Below are 16,461 nucleotides of genomic sequence, written 5' to 3'. Positions count from 1 at the left end.
ACTCCGGAACGCAGGTCAGACGATGGTGTGTTCGATGTTGAAGGGCAGTTGGACGCCGTCGACGCGGATGGCGATTTCGTAGAAGTCGTCGCCGTCGGCATCGGCCTCGATGATGGAGTGGTCGATGTCGTCATAGCGCTCGTAGCGCACGCGAATGGGCAGGTCCTCGCGGTCGCCATCATCGAGGTCGTCATAAAAATCTTCGAAGCGCTCTTCCTCGGTGCGGGCGGCGCGGCGGGAGATGTCGTAGTCGGCCACGCGGATGCGATCGCCGACCACGAAGTCGAGGATTTCGTGGACGAGCTGGCGGCTCAGCAAGGGAGTTTCGTCGATCACCGTGAAGATGAAGAGATCGTCGCCGCGGCCGCCCGTGATGACCGTAGCAGTAGTGCCGATGAAGAAGGTGTCGTTGCCGCTGCCGCCGATGGCGGCTTCGATGTTGCGGAAAGTGTCGGTGCCGATGGTGTCGCCGGTCGCAAGGCTCGCGACGAAATCGACGACGATGCCTTCTTCGCTTTCGGAATAGTCGAGCGTGTCGAAACCCTCGCCGCCATCGACATGGTCGTCGCCGGAACCGGGGGAGACGACATCATCGCCTTCACCGCCATTTATGATGTCATTGCCGTCATTGCCCGAGAGAGTGTCGTTTCCGTCGTTTCCATAGATGACGTCGTCGTCCTGGCCTCCTGAGACGGTGTCGTCGCCTTGCCCGGCGATGATGGTGTCATTGCCCCGTCGCTGATCTCATAGGTGAAGGTGACGAGACCGAGCATGCCCGGCACGGTGATGAAGGACCAGCCGTGATTGGTTTGCACCAGGGGGCCGCCGGTGGCGGTGAGGTCGTTGATGGTCAGGATGTCATTGTCGGGATCGGTTGCGCCGAAGAGCAGTTGGGAGAGGCCGATCAGGACCACCTGGCCGGCAAAGATGTCGTTGAGGCGGACGGGACCGAGCACGGTCGGGGCGCGGTTGGTGTTTTGGTCCTGATCCTCGTCGTCATCCTCGTCTTCCGCGTCATTGTCGTTGTCATTGCCGCCCTCATCCTCAGTGGGGTTTTGGGCATCGGCGTCATGATGGGGTCTGGGGGCCGCAGGAGCAGTGGAGAGGTTCGGTTCGGCGCGTTCTATAAGCGCGGCATTGTCGTTCTGCGGCCGATAGTGGACGGCAGCGGGGAAGAAGGGCGCGACATTGGGACCGAGGAAGTCGAAGGAGGCCGCGGTATAGTGGAAGGCGATGGGATCGGGCATGGTGAAGGGCTCGTCCCAGTCCCCGGCCGCATGGCGCACCGCGCTTCTGGGATGTTGCTCCTCCTCGATGGAGCCGGTGGTCATGAGATCGACCCCGGGACCGCCCGGCTCCTGGCGGGTGCCGCGCGGGGCGCCGCTATTGGCGGCAGGATTGGGCTCGGCGCCGGGCACATGGTCCTGGGCTCCGGCGGGAAAGGCGCTTTTTATGTAGGCGGCAATGCCGGTGAAGAAGAGGGCGAGATAGACCGGCAGGCGCGAGGCTTTTTCGGGGACGTTGAACTCGAGCTTTTTCCTGAGGTCGGCCGGATCGGTCTTTTGTTGCTGCTGGCTGGATTTGGCCTCGATGATCATGCCATGCCTCCCGTTTCCGTACGCGGCTCGACCACCTTCAAGCCATTGGCATTGGTATTGAGGTTTGCCTGGCGCTGGCCGGCGACGATCTCTTCCTTGGGTCCGAAGGCGGTAAGCCGGCCATTCTGGATGACGGCGACCATGTCGACTTCGGCCAGGATCGAGGGGCGATGGGCAACGACCACGGCAATGCCGCCGCGGGCGCGGATCTGGCGAATGGCGAGGTTCAGCGCCGCTTCGCCCTCGGCATCGAGGAAGGCATTGGGCTCGTCCATGATGACGACGAAGGGATCGCCATAAAGGGCACGGGCAAGGCCGATGCGCTGGCGCTGGCCGGCCGAGAGGGCGGTGCCCATGGGACCGAGCTGGGTATCATAGCCATCGGGAAGGCGCACGATCATCTCGTGGACGCCGGCGGCTCTTGTGGCCGCGACAATGGCGCGGGCATCGCGCTGGGGCGAGAGGCGGGTGATGTTTTCCACGATCGTGCCATCGAGCAGCGCCACGTCCTGGGGGAGATAGCCGATATATTGACCGAGTTTTTCCTCATCCCACTGGGTGAGGTCAGCCTCGTCGAGCCTTATGGCGCCGCGCAGGGACGGCCAGATGCCGGTGAGGGCACGAACGAGCGTGGTCTTGCCGCCGCCGCTGGGGCCGATCACCCCAAGACCCTGGCCGGCATTGAGCTCGAAGCCGACTTCAGTCAACAACACGCGGCCCGAGGCGGGGGCGGCCACCGAGATCTTGTCGACCTTGAGCGACTTGGTCGGGGCCGGCAGGTCGATCGGTTTGGTCATGTTGGAGAGAGCGACCATGGTATCGCGCAGGCGTTTAAAAGCCTGGCGGGCGGCGACGACGCCCTTCCAATTGCCGATGGCCATGTCGATGGGGGCGAGGGCGCGGGACGAGGCGACCGAGACGGCGATGATGGCGCCGGCAGACATCTGGCCCTGGATCGTCAGGTAAGCACCGACCCCGAGCAAAGCCGATTGCAGCACCATGCGCAGGATACGCGAGAAGGCGCCGAAGGTGCCGATGACATCGCTGGCGCGGGTTTGCAGGGTCAGGTGATCCTGATTGACCTCGTTGAAGCGGCTGACCGCCCTTCCGGCAAAGCCCATGGCCTTGAGGATATCGGCATTGCGGGCATTGGAATCGGCCACGGCATTGCGGGAGAGGAAAGCCTGCTGGGCGGCGGCGGCCAATTTGCGCGACTTGAGTTCGGTCCAGATGGTGAGGAGGGTCAGGACGAAGGCGCCGCCCAGGGTCAGGGCGCCGAGCACGGGGTGGAGGAAGTAGACGAACAGAATATAGAGCGGCACCCAGGGCAGGTCGAACAGGGCCACCGGACCCTGGCTGCCCATGAAGGTGCGGATGGTGTCGACATCGCGGCCGCGTTCCAGGGCCTCGCCGGTGGAAAAGCCGAAGCGGGGCATGTCGACGCTGACGCGATGGGCAATGGGGGCCAGCATGCGATCAAAGCGCGCGCCGATACGGACGAGGAGCTGGCTGCGCACGATGTCAAAAACGCCCTGGAAGAGATAGAGGCCGATGACGAGGATGGAGAGGGCCGCAAGGGTCGGGATGGAGCCGCTGGTCAGGGCCCGGTCATAGATCTGCAGCATGTAGAACGAGCCGGTCAAAGCCAGCACATTGATGATGCCGGAGATCCAGAACAGGAAGACCGCGACGCCCTTGAACTCCTTGCGCAGCATCTCGTCGCCGCGATGTTCGGCCATTGCCTTTGTCGTCGATGCCATGATCGGCCCCCGAAGAATGGATGGATTTCTTTTGGAAGAAAAAGCCCGGCCGGTGGGTCCCGGCCGGGCAGTTGGAGGCTAGAGGTTGAAGTCCGAGCCGGTCAGGGTGTGATTGCCGGCAATGCTGATGCGGAACTCCGGCGCATTGTCCCCGGCGGTATTGCCCGAGATGACGGTATATTCCCCATCCTCGCGCGTCTCATGGGTGACCACGATCTGGCCCGGGGCGGTTGTTGCCTGGCCGCTTTCGAGGGTGAAGCTATTGTTCCCCGCCAGTCCGGCATTGGCATCGATCCCCGAGAGATCGATCTTGTCGCCGGCCTCAAAGCCGCGGATCGTGTCGCCATGGGCGGCGGCAGTGGAACCGAAGACGAAGATGTCCTCGCCCGCCCCGCCATCCACCACATTGACGGCATTGGACATGGTGATCGTGTCATTGCCCGAGCCGGTGGTGACGTTTTCGACGCCATAGAGCGTGTCCACCCCGCTCTCGGTCGAGACCGCGCTGCCGCGGCCGCCGACACCAGTGCCGAGATCGACAACCGCATCGCTGGTGAGGAAGGCCATGTCGAGCGTGTCATTGCCACTGTCGCCCGAGAGCTCGCCACCATAATAGGTGTCGTTGCCATCGTTGAGCGAGGCGACGAAGAGGTCGTTGCCGGCCCCGCCGAAGACGGTGTCATTGCCGTCACCGGCATCGACGAGGTCATTGCCTGATCCACCGAAGAGGCGATCGTGGCCACCTTCGCCATAGATCAGGTCGTCATCATCGCCGCCGAAGACATCGTCATCGCCATCATCGGCAAAGATGATATCGCGGCCCGAGCCGGCATCGACGAAGTCATCACCGGCGCCGGCGCGGATCACGTCTACCCCGGCATTGGCGATGATGTAGTCCGTGCCGGCAAAGCCGAACACCAGGTCGCCACCCGAAGTCCCGAGCAGGACATCATCCTGCGGCGTCCCAAGTACCGGACCACCGACATCAGGCGCATCATCGTCGTCGTCGTCTTCGTCGTCCCAGTCGTCGTCATCGTCGCCTGGGCCGTGATCGTCTTCGTCGCCGTCATCCTCATCATCGTCTTCGTCATCGATGATCGGCGGGCCGCCATGGGAGACGTAGCGGATATGTCGATCGTGTCGTCGCCCGCATCGCCATCGATGGTGATGGTGTTGAGGCGGAGGCTCGTGGCCGAGAAATCGCCGATGATCTCGACCGTATCGCCGCTGGCAGTGGTGTTGTCGGCAGGGTCGACGCCGTTGATGCGGATTTCTTCGATCTCGCGCAATTCGGCAATGACCACCGCCGCGGCCAGGCCGACGTGGCGGGTGATGACGATTTCCGTCAGGGCTGCCGAGGCAAAGCCTGCGGCGGCTGCCGCGGCCTTGGTGTAGATGCGGTAGGTTTCGACGGCGCCATTGCCATTGACGACGAAGGTGTCGCCGGCCGTGCCTTCGGTGCCGCCATCGACGATGTCGAAGCCATCGGTCGGACCCGTATTGTTGGCGTTCCAGATGATGGTGTCATCCCCGGCATTGCCGTTGATGGTGTCGACGCCGCTGTTTGGACCGAGGGCCACGACCACATTGTCGATGTGGAAGGATTCTCCGGTCTCAAACCCGCCGGTGGCGACGAAGCGGATCGCCGAATGGGCGGGATTGAGGGGCGAAGAGAAGCTGGATGTTGCGTTTCCGCCCAGCGTGCCCAGCGTGTCCCAGGTGCTACCATTGAGCGCCTGAACCACTACGGTTTCACCCGTATCGAGGCCGACCGCCTGGTAGTCGAAGGACAGCGTGGGAGCCGTTGCGCCCGTCAGATTGATGGCGCGCTGGATGGAGTCGTTATTGTCGGTGCCCGACGCAAAGGTCAGCCGGCCACCGGTTATCAGGATGTCGCCCCCGGTCGCTCCGCCATTGTCGGAGTTTTCGGACCAGTTGCCGGCAAAATTGACGTTGCCGTTGTTGTTTGAGTAGGAGGCAGAAAGGAAATTGTCGACCATGGTGCCGTTTGCCATGCCCAGGCCGCCCGAGAGCGTGTCGTTGCCGTCACCGCCGTTGAGCGTATCGGCACCCTCCCCGCCGAAGACGACATCATTGCCGCCATTGGCGTTGACCGTGTCATTGCCGCCATTCGCATAGATGGTTTCGGCGCTATTGCCGGCATTGGTGGTCTGACCGGCATCTGTGCCGTTGATGACCAGGGCCGGAGGGGCAGAAGCCAGGATGAAATCGGTAGCATCGATATTGGCGTTGCTCACTCCGGCGATGCGAATGGTGCCGAGGATGGTCGAGGCCGGTCCGTTTTCGCGGATGGTCAGGATGGTATCGGCGCCCGAAGCACTTTCGAATACGCGGCTATTGAAATTGGCGGCCGTGACGCCAAGAGCGCTGAGATCGATCTGGTCCTGTCCGCCATTGGCATTCGCGTCGAAGCCGTGGATCGTGTCATCGCCGAAGTTGGCCGCTGTGTAGCGGATGATGTCGTTGCCATCATTGGTGATGCCGGAATTGGTGTTGAGATAGATCGTGTCGTTGCCTTCGCCACCGATCAGGATGTCGGTGTCGTTGCCAGCGCCGCCATGCAGGATATCGTTGCCGCTGCCGCCATCGATGAAATCAGCGTCGTCACCGCCATTTATGGTGTCATTGCCCGCGCCGCCGAAGAGCTGATTGGTGCCGCCATTGCCGGTGAGGACATTGTCGAGGGCGTTGCCGGTGCCGTTGATGCCGTCGGCATTGCCGGTCAGCGAGAGATTTTCGAGATTGGCTCCCAGCACATAGGAGGCCGCGGACACGATAGTGTCAGTGCCACCGTTTTCGGCTTCCACCACCACATCGCCAGCGGTGACGAGATAGGTATCGTTGCCGCCGAGACCGGTCAGGGTATCGACCCCTGCCCCGCCCTCGATGACGTTGTCGAGCGCGTTGCCTGTACCAGTGAAGGTGCCCGCGCCGGTATAGGTGAGGTCTTCGACATTGGCGGAAAGGGTATAGGCGGCAAGGTCGGTTTGTACTTCATCGATACCACCGCCTCCCGCTTCGACGACTACGTCGCCGGCATCGTCGACGATGTAGATGTCATTGCCTGCGCCACCCACCATGGTATCGGCGCCGGCCTCGCCGTCGAGTTCGTCATCGCCGCTGCCGCCGACCAGCAGGTCGTCGCCGGTTCCGCCGAGGAGCGTGTCATTGCCGTCATGGCCAAAGAGCAGATCGCCGCCGTCGGCGCCGATCAGCTCATTGCTGCCGGTGGAGCCGGCGAGGAGCGTGTTGACCCCGGCGGCTGCTTCGCGGTCACCATTGTCGTCGGTGCTGAGGGCGTAATCGCCGTCGAAAGCATAGCCTTCGTAGGTTGTGCCATCGAGATTGATGGTTTCGACCACTTCACCGGCGCTGTCATAGTGGTCGTTGACGGTCACCTGCTGACCATTGAACTGGAGAACCAGATCGTTGCTGGCGCCGCTGAAGGCGGTCAGCCCGGTGAGCACCCCGGCACCGATCACAATCCTGTCTGTGCCGCTGGATTCGGTGATGACGTCGCTGCCGTCACCGAGGTTGATCACATAGGTGTCGTCGCCATTGCCACCATTGAGCAGGTCGCCGGCAGTATTGGTTGTGCTGGTCGTGAAGCTGATGGATAGGTTGTCGATAGCGACGCTGTCGGTGCCCTCATAGCTCGATGCGACGAAGCGGATGGCGGCGTTGGCCGTAAACTCTCCCGAACCAAAGAGATTCAGGTTGATGGAGCGGTTCACGGTATTGGTCGAGTTATTGATCAGATCGACCTGCACGAAATCGGCTTCGAGGCCTGTCCTTGAGAAGTACACGGTGAGGCTGTCGTCATTCTCATCGAGACCGGACTCGACGATGGAATAGCTCAAGGTGGCCGAGGTAGCGCCTGCCAGGTTTACGGTACGTTGGATTTGCGCGCCGTTGCCTGCCACGAAGCCGAGGGCGTTATTAATAGCTTCGTCGATCTGAATCTGACCGCTGTCATCACTGTTGTCGTCACCGGTTTCTACCCAATCGGGGCCCCAGTTGGTTCCACCGGTAGAATTGCCGAAGCTTGTGGTGTTGAAATTGTCTGCGTAGGTCGACGTGGTGGTTGTCGTGGTCGTGCCGTCCTTGCCGCCGATCAGGATATCGTTGCCGTCGCCGCCGTTGAGGGTATCGGCACCGTCGCCACCGAGCAGCACGTCGTCGCCGACGCCGCCATTGAGGGTGTCATTGCCGTCCCGGCCGGAGATCAGATCGTCGCGGCCGAAGCCGATATCGGTGATGGTGCCGGTGAGCGTCTCGTTGGCGCTGGTGCCCTCGATGACGTTGAGGAAGCGGTTTTCGCTGAAGGACAGCAGTTCGATATTGCGGAAAGTGTCCTTGCCGTCCGAACGCAGGTTCGGGGTCCCCTCCTCCTGTTCGGGCAAGTCATCGTCGTTCTGAGGCTGTACGAAGCCTGAGTGATCGATGAAAAGGCTGTCGTCGGAATTGAGACCGAAGCTGTAATTGGTCCGGATGTCGGTATAAACGGCGCGATCGAAATCACCAGTGACATTGCCATTGACGATTTCGCGCACGATGCTGAGGGCGCCGGGATTGATCGCGCCTTCCAGCATCCAGGTCGTCAGCGGTTTGGTCACCGCAATGGCGTTTGGCGTGCTGGCCGGGACCAGTTGGCCCTGAGTGTTCCTGTAGAGCGTGACCGGGCTTTCCATGTAGTCGGCCGAGAAGCTCGTTCCCAGCTTCGAGGTGCCGATGATGCGGACGTTGAGCCACATGTCGCCGTCGATGACGTCGTTACCGGCGAGACCCTTGATGGTATCGCTGCCGCCACCACCGAGCAGGATGTCGGAAGCATCGGCCGTTTCAAGCACGACGGATTCGACGACGCCATTGGCGCCGGTCTGGTTGGTCCGGGTGATATGGGCGACGAGCGCCCGCAGGCCGGTGATCAGATCGACGTTCTTTTCGAGGAGCGCGTTGGAATAGCTGTCGAGTGCGGAGCCTGCATTGGGGATGGCTGCCGTGCCCTCCGCTTCGGCGCGGGTGTTTACCGCGACGTTACGGCCGGTCAGGGTATCGTTCTTGTCCCAGCCGGAAAGGCCTTCGACGAGGTCGAAGCGGTCGCGCAGGATGAAGGCTTCCTGGGTTTCGAAGATGGGAATGCCGAGGTCGGAATTGGCGGCCTGGCTGTCGCCCTTGTGGATGGCCCAGTCAAAACCAGCCATGCCGTTGGAGCGCTGAATGCCCTCGCTATTCTGGGACATGATGTCGTCGCCGGATTCGGCGTCATAATCGGTGTCGCCACCGCCGCCGAGCAGCACGTCGTGTCCGACAATGGAGGAGTTGAAGAACAGTTCGGAGTTTTCGCCGGCCAGCGTATCGAAGCGATCGCCGCCTTCGATCCAGTCGTTACCCTCGTTGCCGAGCAGGAAATCGCCGCCCGTGCCGCCGAGGATGAAGTCATTGCCGGTGCCGCCGAAGATTTCCTTGCCGTCGGGGCCGGCGATCAGGAAGTCATTGCCCTGGTTGCCGAAAATCAGCGACAGGCCGGAGCCGCCGTGGATGACGTCATTGCCCTCGTTGCCATGCAGGAAATCGGCCTCGCCGATATCGGTGCCGGCATTGGTGATGATGTCGTCGCCCTCGCCGCCGAAAACCTTGTCGACGCCGTAGCCGGCCTCGATGCGGTCATCGCCGCCCTTGCCCCAGATGGCGTCGTCGCCACCGCCGGAAACGATGGTGTCATTGCCCTCGGTGCCGCCGATGGTGAAATGCTCATTGCTGTTGACGCGGATATAGGCGGCGACGGTGGTGGTATCGCCCGCAGCAATCAGGTTGCCGGCTGCGTCGCGCCGCTCCACGATATTGGCAAAGGGCAGATAGGGATTGTCCTGGGTCGGATCCTCGTCGAGCTGCTTGCTCGGATCCATTTCCAGGGTCGGCATTTCGAAGGCCGAAAAGAGATTGCCCGGCAATGCGGTCGAATGGTCGTCGCCGAGGTCGGTATTGCGCATGACCAGTTCGGCAAAGGTGTTGTTTTCCAGCTCGTTGAGGAGGTTAAGGCCTTGGGTGCGCGACAGGTAGTAGAACCGGTCGGCGTCCTGCAGGTTTTCCATGGTCATCTGGAAGACGAAGGCGAAGGTCGAGCCCAGCATGCCGCCGAAGGCCATTTTCTTTTCGGCGAGGCCACCGATCCAGAAATCGACGTCGTTGAGGCCGCCGAGCTTGCCGCCGGCATAGGCGCCGGTGGCATTGAGGAAATCAAGTCGGTCGGCTGGCGCGCCATCCCCGCCGAGCACCAGCAAGGTCGCTGCTTCGCGCAGTTGCTCGATGGTCTTGGGATTGGCCTCGTTATTGATCAACGTCTCATGGGTGCCATAGGCCGCGATGAAATTGATGATCGAGGCCGGGTTCATGAGATTGAGGGCGAAATCGGCCCAGCTCGTATAGGGCTTGAGCAGGGTATCGCCGGTCTCGTCGTAGAATTTCTGGCGGCCGACATTGAGCGGCGGGGTGCCGACATCGCGACCACGCGCGAGGTTGATGGTGGCGAGATCGAGCGGAATGCCGAGCAACTGGTTGCGCAGCACGTCAGTGACGAATTCGTCGATGGCGCTGCCGACCTGGCGGCTCATGCCACGGATGATGGCGCCCGAGGCTTCTTCGGCCGAGCCCAGGGAGTCGTATTTGATCGGGTTGAGGAAGCCTTCGAAGAGGGTGATGTCGTTCTGGATGGGCCTGCCGTCTTCATCCATCTGGATGACGGCAATGTCCTGACGCAGCATCGAGTGGCCGAAGCGATAGACCACGTGGGCGAATTCGGCGGCGATGCTGGGATTGATATCGGCTGAAGGCTCGAACACGAAGGCATCGATATCGGGCTGCATCATGCGGCCGAATTCCTCGAACACCAGGTGCTGATACTCCATTTCATTGGTGAAGCGGCCGACCTGGAAGAGACGTTCGCCATCCCAGACGAGGGCATTGATTTCCGCCTGCGTTGTCGGGATCGCTGCGACGTCGACGAGGAGCCATTGGTTGAGGAAGTTCAGGTCGCCGCTATCGAGCGCGATCTGCTTGGTCATTTCCACGATGCGGTTGTGCTCGGAGTGGAAGACCTGGTGGACGGCGGTCAGGGCGATGTTCTCGTTGACGCGGCCATCGCCGGCGATGAAGTGGCGATCGAGCAGTTCGTTGTCGTAAAATGTCTGTCCGCCCCGGCCATTATCCAGGCTGCGAACCATGATAGGATCCCCGTTCACGTCAAACTGCAGGACGGGAGGGGAGCCGATAGCAAGTTGGACCATGCCACCCGAATAGCCCAGCGCTGCGTCATCATCAGGCCGAAGCGCGCCACCGGAAATGACCGGCACGGCCGCGTGGGCAATATCGTCAAGGAAGGCATGGCCGGTGACGGCGACGCCTTGTGCGCTGACGGGCGAAGCGGGATTGCCTTCACGCAACACGTCATCGGCTGTCCCAAGGATGCCGTCGGGTCCCAGGTTCACCACAAGTTGCGGATAGCCATTGGCGCCGGGAATGAAGTTGCCGTATTCGTCAGAGGCGACCAGCGGGATATTGCCGACATTGAGGTCGGTCAGTTTAATGCCGAGGACGTCGGCAGCCTGCTTCTTGATATCGGCCCAGGTGGCGAGACCGCCATTGGTGCCTTCGAGCAGGAGGCCACTGGCGATGGGCTTGCCGTCCGGACCCGCAATGTATTCGCGCATAAAGACCTGCTTGGAGGCGGTCGATGCGTAGGTCTGGTTCTGGTCCACCCAGGGCGTCGTCAGGTTCTTGGGGCCGGCACCGTCATCGGCCGTGCCGAGAATGCCATCGGCGCCGGGATTGACCGTGACGCGGGTGAGCGGGATGTAGTTCTGACCGCCGGGCACATACATCGGGTCATCCGGGGAGAGCGGCACATAGACAGTGCCATTGCCGCCCTTGGCCACAAGGTCGAGGCCGTGATCGAAGAACTGGCCGAAGATCGTCATCCAGCCATTGAACGGCGAGGACAGGCCTTCGTCGGGCGAAACATTGGGCAGGAAGATGGTGTTGTCATCCATCTCGACACCATAGGCACCGAGAAGAGCCGTGAGGTGAGACTGGGCGACGTCGAGATCGGACGTGGTCTCCAATGCAGCATCCAGATCCGCCTGCGCATCAGCGAGGGCATTGGTGGCTGGGCCGACGACATCGGCCAAAGCCTGCGCGGATGCAGCGGCATTGGTGGAGGCAGACGTCACATTGGCTTGGGCCGTAACAAGCGCAGCCTGCATGAGATCGGAATGCGCAATGGCGTCAGCAAAGGCGGTGCCCTGATCGGCATTGGGAATGTTGTCGGTGAGGAGCGCGGCGACTGCGGCAACAGCCTGAGTGGCAGCGGTTTGAGCGGTCGCAAGAGCGCCTTCCGCGGCGGTCAGCAGGGCCTGATCGTCGGCCGCTGCGGCAATCAGGGCCACCGCGCCAGCGCTGGCCTGCGCCAAGGCAGCCTCTGCGGCCTCGACGGCGGCCTCGAGGTTTGCGATATCCTGAGGGGTCGCATTGCCCGCCGAGGCGGCGTCGACTGCTCGCTTGGCATCGACGATCTGGCCAAGAATTTCATAGAGCTGTTCGTTGGGAACGCCGGCTAGGGTCAGCGCCGCGGCTATGGCGGCCGGATTGTTCAGGGTCTGATCGACGACGAGATTGGAGATGATACGCGGATCGGCGTCGATGACCGTGCCACTGCCCGGCCCAGGCTGGGAACCGCTGTTCGTCCCGGCATTGGCGTAATCATTGTTGGTGTACCAGGTCTCCATATTCGGGAGCGGGTTGAAGTCGTAGCGGTCGCCGTCGTCATCATCGAGATAGGTCGGGGTGAAAAGCCCCGGAAAGCTCTGATCGGAGGCGCCCCAGTTTTCCCGGCCGGGCAGCAGGTTATTGTAGCTGCCATCGACGGTGCGGAGGCCATAGGGCAGGAGATGAGCCTGCGCGAGGCCATCATTGCCGCCATAGCCGGCGACCAAAGCTGCAAGATCGCCGCCTGCGGCGTGTGCTTCCGCGATCTCGATCTGCTTCAGGATGAATTCCAGATCGTGCTTTACGAGCGTTACCATTCTCATCTCCCAAACAATCGAAAACGCTGCTGGGGCCAAACACTGAGCGCAGGGGTTTTCGTTATGGAGACGCTAAAACGACAATGAGTTGGCCGTAATATCGGTAGGTCTTGAGACTTTTTCCCTTGAGGTCGGAACCGGTCCTATCGGCTTGGTTAGCGTGCGACTAGCCAAGTGGCTAGGGCCTTGGTCGAGCGTTTTTGCCCGCGCCTCAAGAAGTTGCGCAGTTCGGCGTTGTTGAAGTGGAAATATTGGAGGATGGTATTTTCTCCGGTGCATAGTGTTGGCCGGAGAAGACAGGGAGGTCTGAAAGTGCGTTGGGGGAGTCTACTGGCACCATGTTTGCCTGAGGGACGTTTCGAGACATGATTGGGCTCAGGCAGCATGTTCAGGGTGCTGTTCTGCGCTGGCGCGACCTCGAGCTGGCAACGCAATACCTGATCGCCAGCGTGACCGTGGTAGTGCTGGTCAGTGCCGTTTCGGGCATGCTCATCAGCGCGGTGCTCAATCAGAGCGAGATCAATGAGCGAACCCAGCAAACGGCGCTGTTTCTGGACGGCGTGTTTTCCACGATGCTGCAGGACGTGGCGGATGGCGGGGCCATTTCCGAGGATAATATTGCCCGAATGGATACCTTGATGGCCAAGGAGGATTTTCGGGATCGGTTCCCCTATCTCGAAGTTTGGCTGCCAAGCGGCGAGGTCGCCTATTCAAACTCGACATTCCTGATCGGACGCAAGTTTCCGCTGCCCGTAGAGGCCCGCCACGCCTTTGAAGGAAAGGTCAGCTCTACCTTTGCCGACCTGGGGGCCGAGGAGCACACGCTACGCGAGCTCCAGGCGGGGTTGCTCGAGGTCTACGCGCCGGTCCACAGGCTTGGCAGCGAAGAGATCATTGCCGTCGTGGAAATTCACGAGACCACCGAAGCGCTGGAGCACTCGCTGACCAATACAACCCTCGTGGTCTGGTCTTTCGTGGTGGCGGGCGCAGCGGCAGCAATCATCGTCCTTTTTGGCATAGTGCAAAGAGGTAGCAGGACTATTCAAGCACAGCGGCTTGATCTCGCAGAACGATTGAAGGCGTCGCTGCATTTGCGAGCACAGGTCGGCGAGGTGCGCAACGCTGCGGCCCTCGCCGAAAAGCGCCTGAAACTGGCGAGTGCGGACCTGCATGACGGGCCATCCCAGCTCATCAATTTTGCCCTGCTCAAGGCGCAGGAAAGCGCGCTGGCGAAAACGCCGGCCGAGCGGGCGCGGATATTGAACGCGATGCGCACGTCGCTGATTACGGCATTGTCGGAAATCCGCAGCATCAGTTATGGGCTCATCCTGCCCGATATCGCCAACCTCTCGCTCGACGCGATCGTCGACCTGGCGATCGAAGCGCATGAGGCGCGTACCGGGGCGAGCGTCGTTCGCGCGGGACAGTTCGGCGCCGCCAATGCCGGCCTTGAAACGCAGATCGCGCTCTATCGGATCGTGCAGGAGGGATTGAACAACGCGTTCCGACATTCCCAGGATACGATCGTCACCGTGACCTGCGCCATGTCGGGGCAAAGGGCGCGGATAGAACTGCGTAACGCGATATTGGCGGCACGGACGCGCGAGCCGCATGAACTGTCGGGGATGGGGCTCGACGGGCTCAAGGCGCGTGTGGAAATCCTCAATGGTATATTTGCGGCGCGGCGGATCGGCGACGAATTTTCGCTGGAAGTGAGCCTTGATGTGGAGGAGCCAGATGAGTGAGGTCACCACAGTCGTCTTTGTCGACGACCATGCCATTTTTCGCGCCGGGCTGGCCCAGGCGCTCGCGGCATCCGACAGAATCTCGGTCGTGGCGCAAGGTGGCAGCCCCGCCGATGCAATAGAGCTGGCGTCACGGCACCGGCCCGACATTCTGCTTCTCGATCTCTGGATGCAGCGGGCCAGTAGCGTTGGGCACATTCGCTCGATTCTCGAAGTGAGCCCGGGCACGAAGGTCGTCATCTTGACCGCTTCCGAGGAAGGCCAGGACGTTGTGGCGGCGATGAGCGAGGGGGCGGCGGGGTTCGTTACCAAGGAGACGTCTCCGGACGACCTCATCGCCATCATCAACGACGTGCAGAACGGGGAGACCTACCTTTCCTCGCAATCGCTTGCCGGCTGGCTGACGACGCTCAACAACGCCTCCAAGGCGGATGCCGATCGGGTTTCGATCTCGGCTCTCTCCGAGCAGGAACGGGCTGTGTTGCGGGCCATCGCGAAGGGCAGCAGCAACGGGGAAGTGGCGGAGCATCTGGGCATCAGCACGGCGACGGTAAAATACCACCTCGGCCGCATTTTCGTAAAACTCGGGGTGCGCAACCGCGTGGAGGCGGCCGTCTTTGCGCGCAGCATGTTCGAGGGGGAGACCTGATTTAGCTCAAGCGGCGCAGGGCGCTGGGTGGGGTGGGGCTGATGCGGCTCCAGGCGCGGCGGAGCTGGCGGCTGGAATTGAAGCCGGATTTTTCTGCGACGCGTTCGATGTCGAGGCGGGTTTCGGTCAGCAACTGCTGGGCCAAGGCGACGCGGAGCTTGTTGAGATAGTCGGGGATGCTCATGCCCGCGTGGTCGTTGAAGAGGCGGCTCAAATGGCGCGGGCTGGCGAAAGCGATGGGCGCGAGGGATTCGAGGGACCAATCGCGGGTGGGATCGGCCGTGATGGCGTCCTGCACGCGATGGATGGCGGGGTGGATGTGGTTGCGGCCTTCGAGCCAGGGCGATAGCTGCGGATCGGTGCCGGCGCGGCGGAGATAGACGACGAGTTGGCGGGCGACGGCGGCCGAGATCGCGGGGCTCGTGAGGCGGCCAATGATGTGGAGCATCAGGTCGATGCCCGCGGTGATACCGGCGCTGGTATAGCGATTACCATCTTCGACATAGAGGCGGTTTTCCAGCACTTTTGCCGATGGGGCGACGGCGGCGAGTTCGCCGCAATCGGAAAAGTGCGTGGTACAACTGACGCCATCGAGAAGGCCGGCACGGGCGGCGAGTAGTGCGCCGGAGCAGATGGAGACGAGGAGGGTTTCGGGCTCGACCACGCGGCGGAGCCAGGCGACAGCTTCGTCGGCGCCCGCATCGAGCGGGTCCGGGGGAAGACCGGCATGCAGGGGCTCTTCGGTGTGGCCGGAGAGGATGATCATGGCGCCCTGCTCTATCGTTTCGGGCAGCGGCTCGATGCCGGAGATTTTTAGGCCGATCGAAGTTGTGACTTCGCGCAAGGCGCCGACATAGCGGACGTCGAATTGCACCTGATCCTGGGCGCGATTGGCGTAGCGCAGGGCTTCCACCGGCCCCGCGACGTCGAGCAGCAGCGTCCGCGCCGGCAGGACGACATAGGTCGGGATGCGGCGCGGGCTTTCCGTCATGCGGCCTCTGCCTTGGGGGCGCCGGCGAGGGCTTCGGCGATGGTGCAGACGCGGGCGAAGCGGCCATCGAGGACGGCGGCGGTGCGAGCCTTCAGTTCCTCGACGGTCCAGGTTTTGCCGGTGGCGTCGGTGAGCGGCATGGTGTGAGTGGCTTCGGTGACATAATCGACCTGCCAGCCGAGATCAGAGCCGTGGCGGGTGGTGGTTTCGCAGCACTGCTCGGTGCGGATGCCGGAGATGACGAGGCGGCGGATGCCGCTTTCGATGAGAAAAACTTCGAGTGGGGAGCCGACGAAGGCAGAGTGGCGCAGCTTGATGAATTCGAGGTCGGGCTTGTCGAGGGTGAGTTCGCTGAGGGGTTTCACAAAGCCGGAAGCGAGCGAGAAAATGCCTTCGGGCTCGCCATGGAGGACGCGGACGATCTTCCAGCCCTTTGCCAGGGCGCCGTCGATCAGGGCCTGCTGGTTTTTCAGATAGGTGGGGCTGTCCACTTCGTGCCAATTGGCGCGCTGGCGGAAGCTTTCCTGGGCGTCGATAACGAGAAGAGCGGTATCGGTCATTTCTGGACACTCCGTTATGCGGGATATGACGCGATCGTAGGCTTTCTGTCGAGGATT

Annotated in this window: 9 protein-coding genes; 2 read left to right on the top strand and 7 right to left on the bottom strand. The window is 62.0% G+C overall.

The genetic code is table 11. The annotated features are described in order from the left end of the window. Nucleotides 1-15: 15 nt before the first annotated feature. The 5 genes from JP75_RS27345 to JP75_RS27205 all read right to left on the bottom strand — a co-directional run bounded on the left by JP75_RS27345 (nt 16) and on the right by JP75_RS27205 (nt 12,459). Nucleotides 16-717, bottom strand: coding sequence for a calcium-binding protein (locus JP75_RS27345; protein ID WP_425277273.1), 702 nt, complete (start codon nt 715-717; stop codon nt 16-18). After that, nucleotides 609-1,598: a cadherin-like domain-containing protein gene (locus JP75_RS26515; RefSeq protein WP_035081756.1), complete on the bottom strand. Its 990-nt coding sequence runs from the start codon at nt 1,596-1,598 to the stop codon at nt 609-611. The genes JP75_RS27345 and JP75_RS26515 overlap by 109 nt, the downstream gene beginning before the upstream one ends. Then, nucleotides 1,595-3,337 carry a type I secretion system permease/ATPase gene (locus JP75_RS08990; protein WP_425277272.1) on the bottom strand — a complete coding sequence of 581 codons (1,743 nt, stop codon included), beginning with the start codon at nt 3,335-3,337 and terminating at the stop codon, nt 1,595-1,597. The genes JP75_RS26515 and JP75_RS08990 overlap by 4 nt, the downstream gene beginning before the upstream one ends. 99 nt (nt 3,338-3,436) lie before the next feature. After that, nucleotides 3,437-4,276, bottom strand: coding sequence for a calcium-binding protein (locus tag JP75_RS08985; RefSeq protein WP_035081753.1), 840 nt, complete (start codon nt 4,274-4,276; stop codon nt 3,437-3,439). Beyond that, entirely contained in the window at nt 4,228-12,459 is an 8,232-nt protein-coding gene (locus JP75_RS27205) for a peroxidase family protein (RefSeq protein WP_051960519.1), read from the bottom strand. The genes JP75_RS08985 and JP75_RS27205 overlap by 49 nt, the downstream gene beginning before the upstream one ends. Nucleotides 12,460-12,824: 365 nt before the next feature. Here JP75_RS27205 and JP75_RS08975 point away from each other — a divergent pair, with 365 nt between their 5' ends. Both JP75_RS08975 and JP75_RS08970 read left to right on the top strand, forming a co-directional pair. After that, nucleotides 12,825-14,204 (top strand): sensor histidine kinase, encoded by a 1,380-nt coding sequence (locus JP75_RS08975; protein WP_035081751.1) that lies wholly within the window; start codon nt 12,825-12,827, stop codon nt 14,202-14,204. Further along, nucleotides 14,197-14,853: a response regulator gene (locus tag JP75_RS08970; RefSeq protein WP_035081749.1), complete on the top strand. Its 657-nt coding sequence runs from the start codon at nt 14,197-14,199 to the stop codon at nt 14,851-14,853. The genes JP75_RS08975 and JP75_RS08970 overlap by 8 nt, the downstream gene beginning before the upstream one ends. 1 nt (nt 14,854) lies before the next feature. Here JP75_RS08970 and JP75_RS08965 read toward each other — a convergent pair whose 3' ends face one another. Beyond that, complete coding sequence (locus JP75_RS08965; RefSeq protein WP_035081747.1) at nt 14,855-15,844, bottom strand: GlxA family transcriptional regulator; 990 nt, start codon at nt 15,842-15,844, stop codon at nt 14,855-14,857. After that, on the bottom strand, nt 15,841-16,404 hold the full coding sequence (locus JP75_RS08960; protein ID WP_035081745.1) for a cysteine hydrolase family protein: 564 nt from the start codon (nt 16,402-16,404) through the stop codon (nt 15,841-15,843). The genes JP75_RS08965 and JP75_RS08960 overlap by 4 nt, the downstream gene beginning before the upstream one ends. Nucleotides 16,405-16,461: the final 57 nt, after the last annotated feature.

The organism is Devosia riboflavina (assembly GCF_000743575.1).
GTDB classification, from domain to species: domain Bacteria; phylum Pseudomonadota; class Alphaproteobacteria; order Rhizobiales; family Devosiaceae; genus Devosia; species Devosia riboflavina.
The sequence above is the reverse complement of the archived record's forward strand: the minus strand, read 5'-3'. Positions and strand labels throughout refer to the sequence as shown.

What these genes read in the sequence shown, in the direction of transcription:
- JP75_RS26515 (WP_035081756.1), bottom strand. Translation starts at nt 1,598, where the DNA reads ATGATCATCGAGGCCAAATCCAGCCAGCAGCAACAAAAGACCGATCCG.
- JP75_RS08990 (WP_425277272.1), bottom strand. Translation starts at nt 3,337, where the DNA reads ATGGCCGAACATCGCGGCGACGAGATGCTGCGCAAGGAGTTCAAGGGC.
- JP75_RS27205 (WP_051960519.1), bottom strand. Translation starts at nt 12,459, where the DNA reads ATGGTAACGCTCGTAAAGCACGATCTGGAATTCATCCTGAAGCAGATC.
- JP75_RS08975 (WP_035081751.1), top strand. Translation starts at nt 12,825, where the DNA reads ATGATTGGGCTCAGGCAGCATGTTCAGGGTGCTGTTCTGCGCTGGCGC.
- JP75_RS08970 (WP_035081749.1), top strand. Translation starts at nt 14,197, where the DNA reads ATGAGTGAGGTCACCACAGTCGTCTTTGTCGACGACCATGCCATTTTT.
- JP75_RS08965 (WP_035081747.1), bottom strand. Translation starts at nt 15,844, where the DNA reads ATGACGGAAAGCCCGCGCCGCATCCCGACCTATGTCGTCCTGCCGGCG.
- JP75_RS08960 (WP_035081745.1), bottom strand. Translation starts at nt 16,404, where the DNA reads ATGACCGATACCGCTCTTCTCGTTATCGACGCCCAGGAAAGCTTCCGC.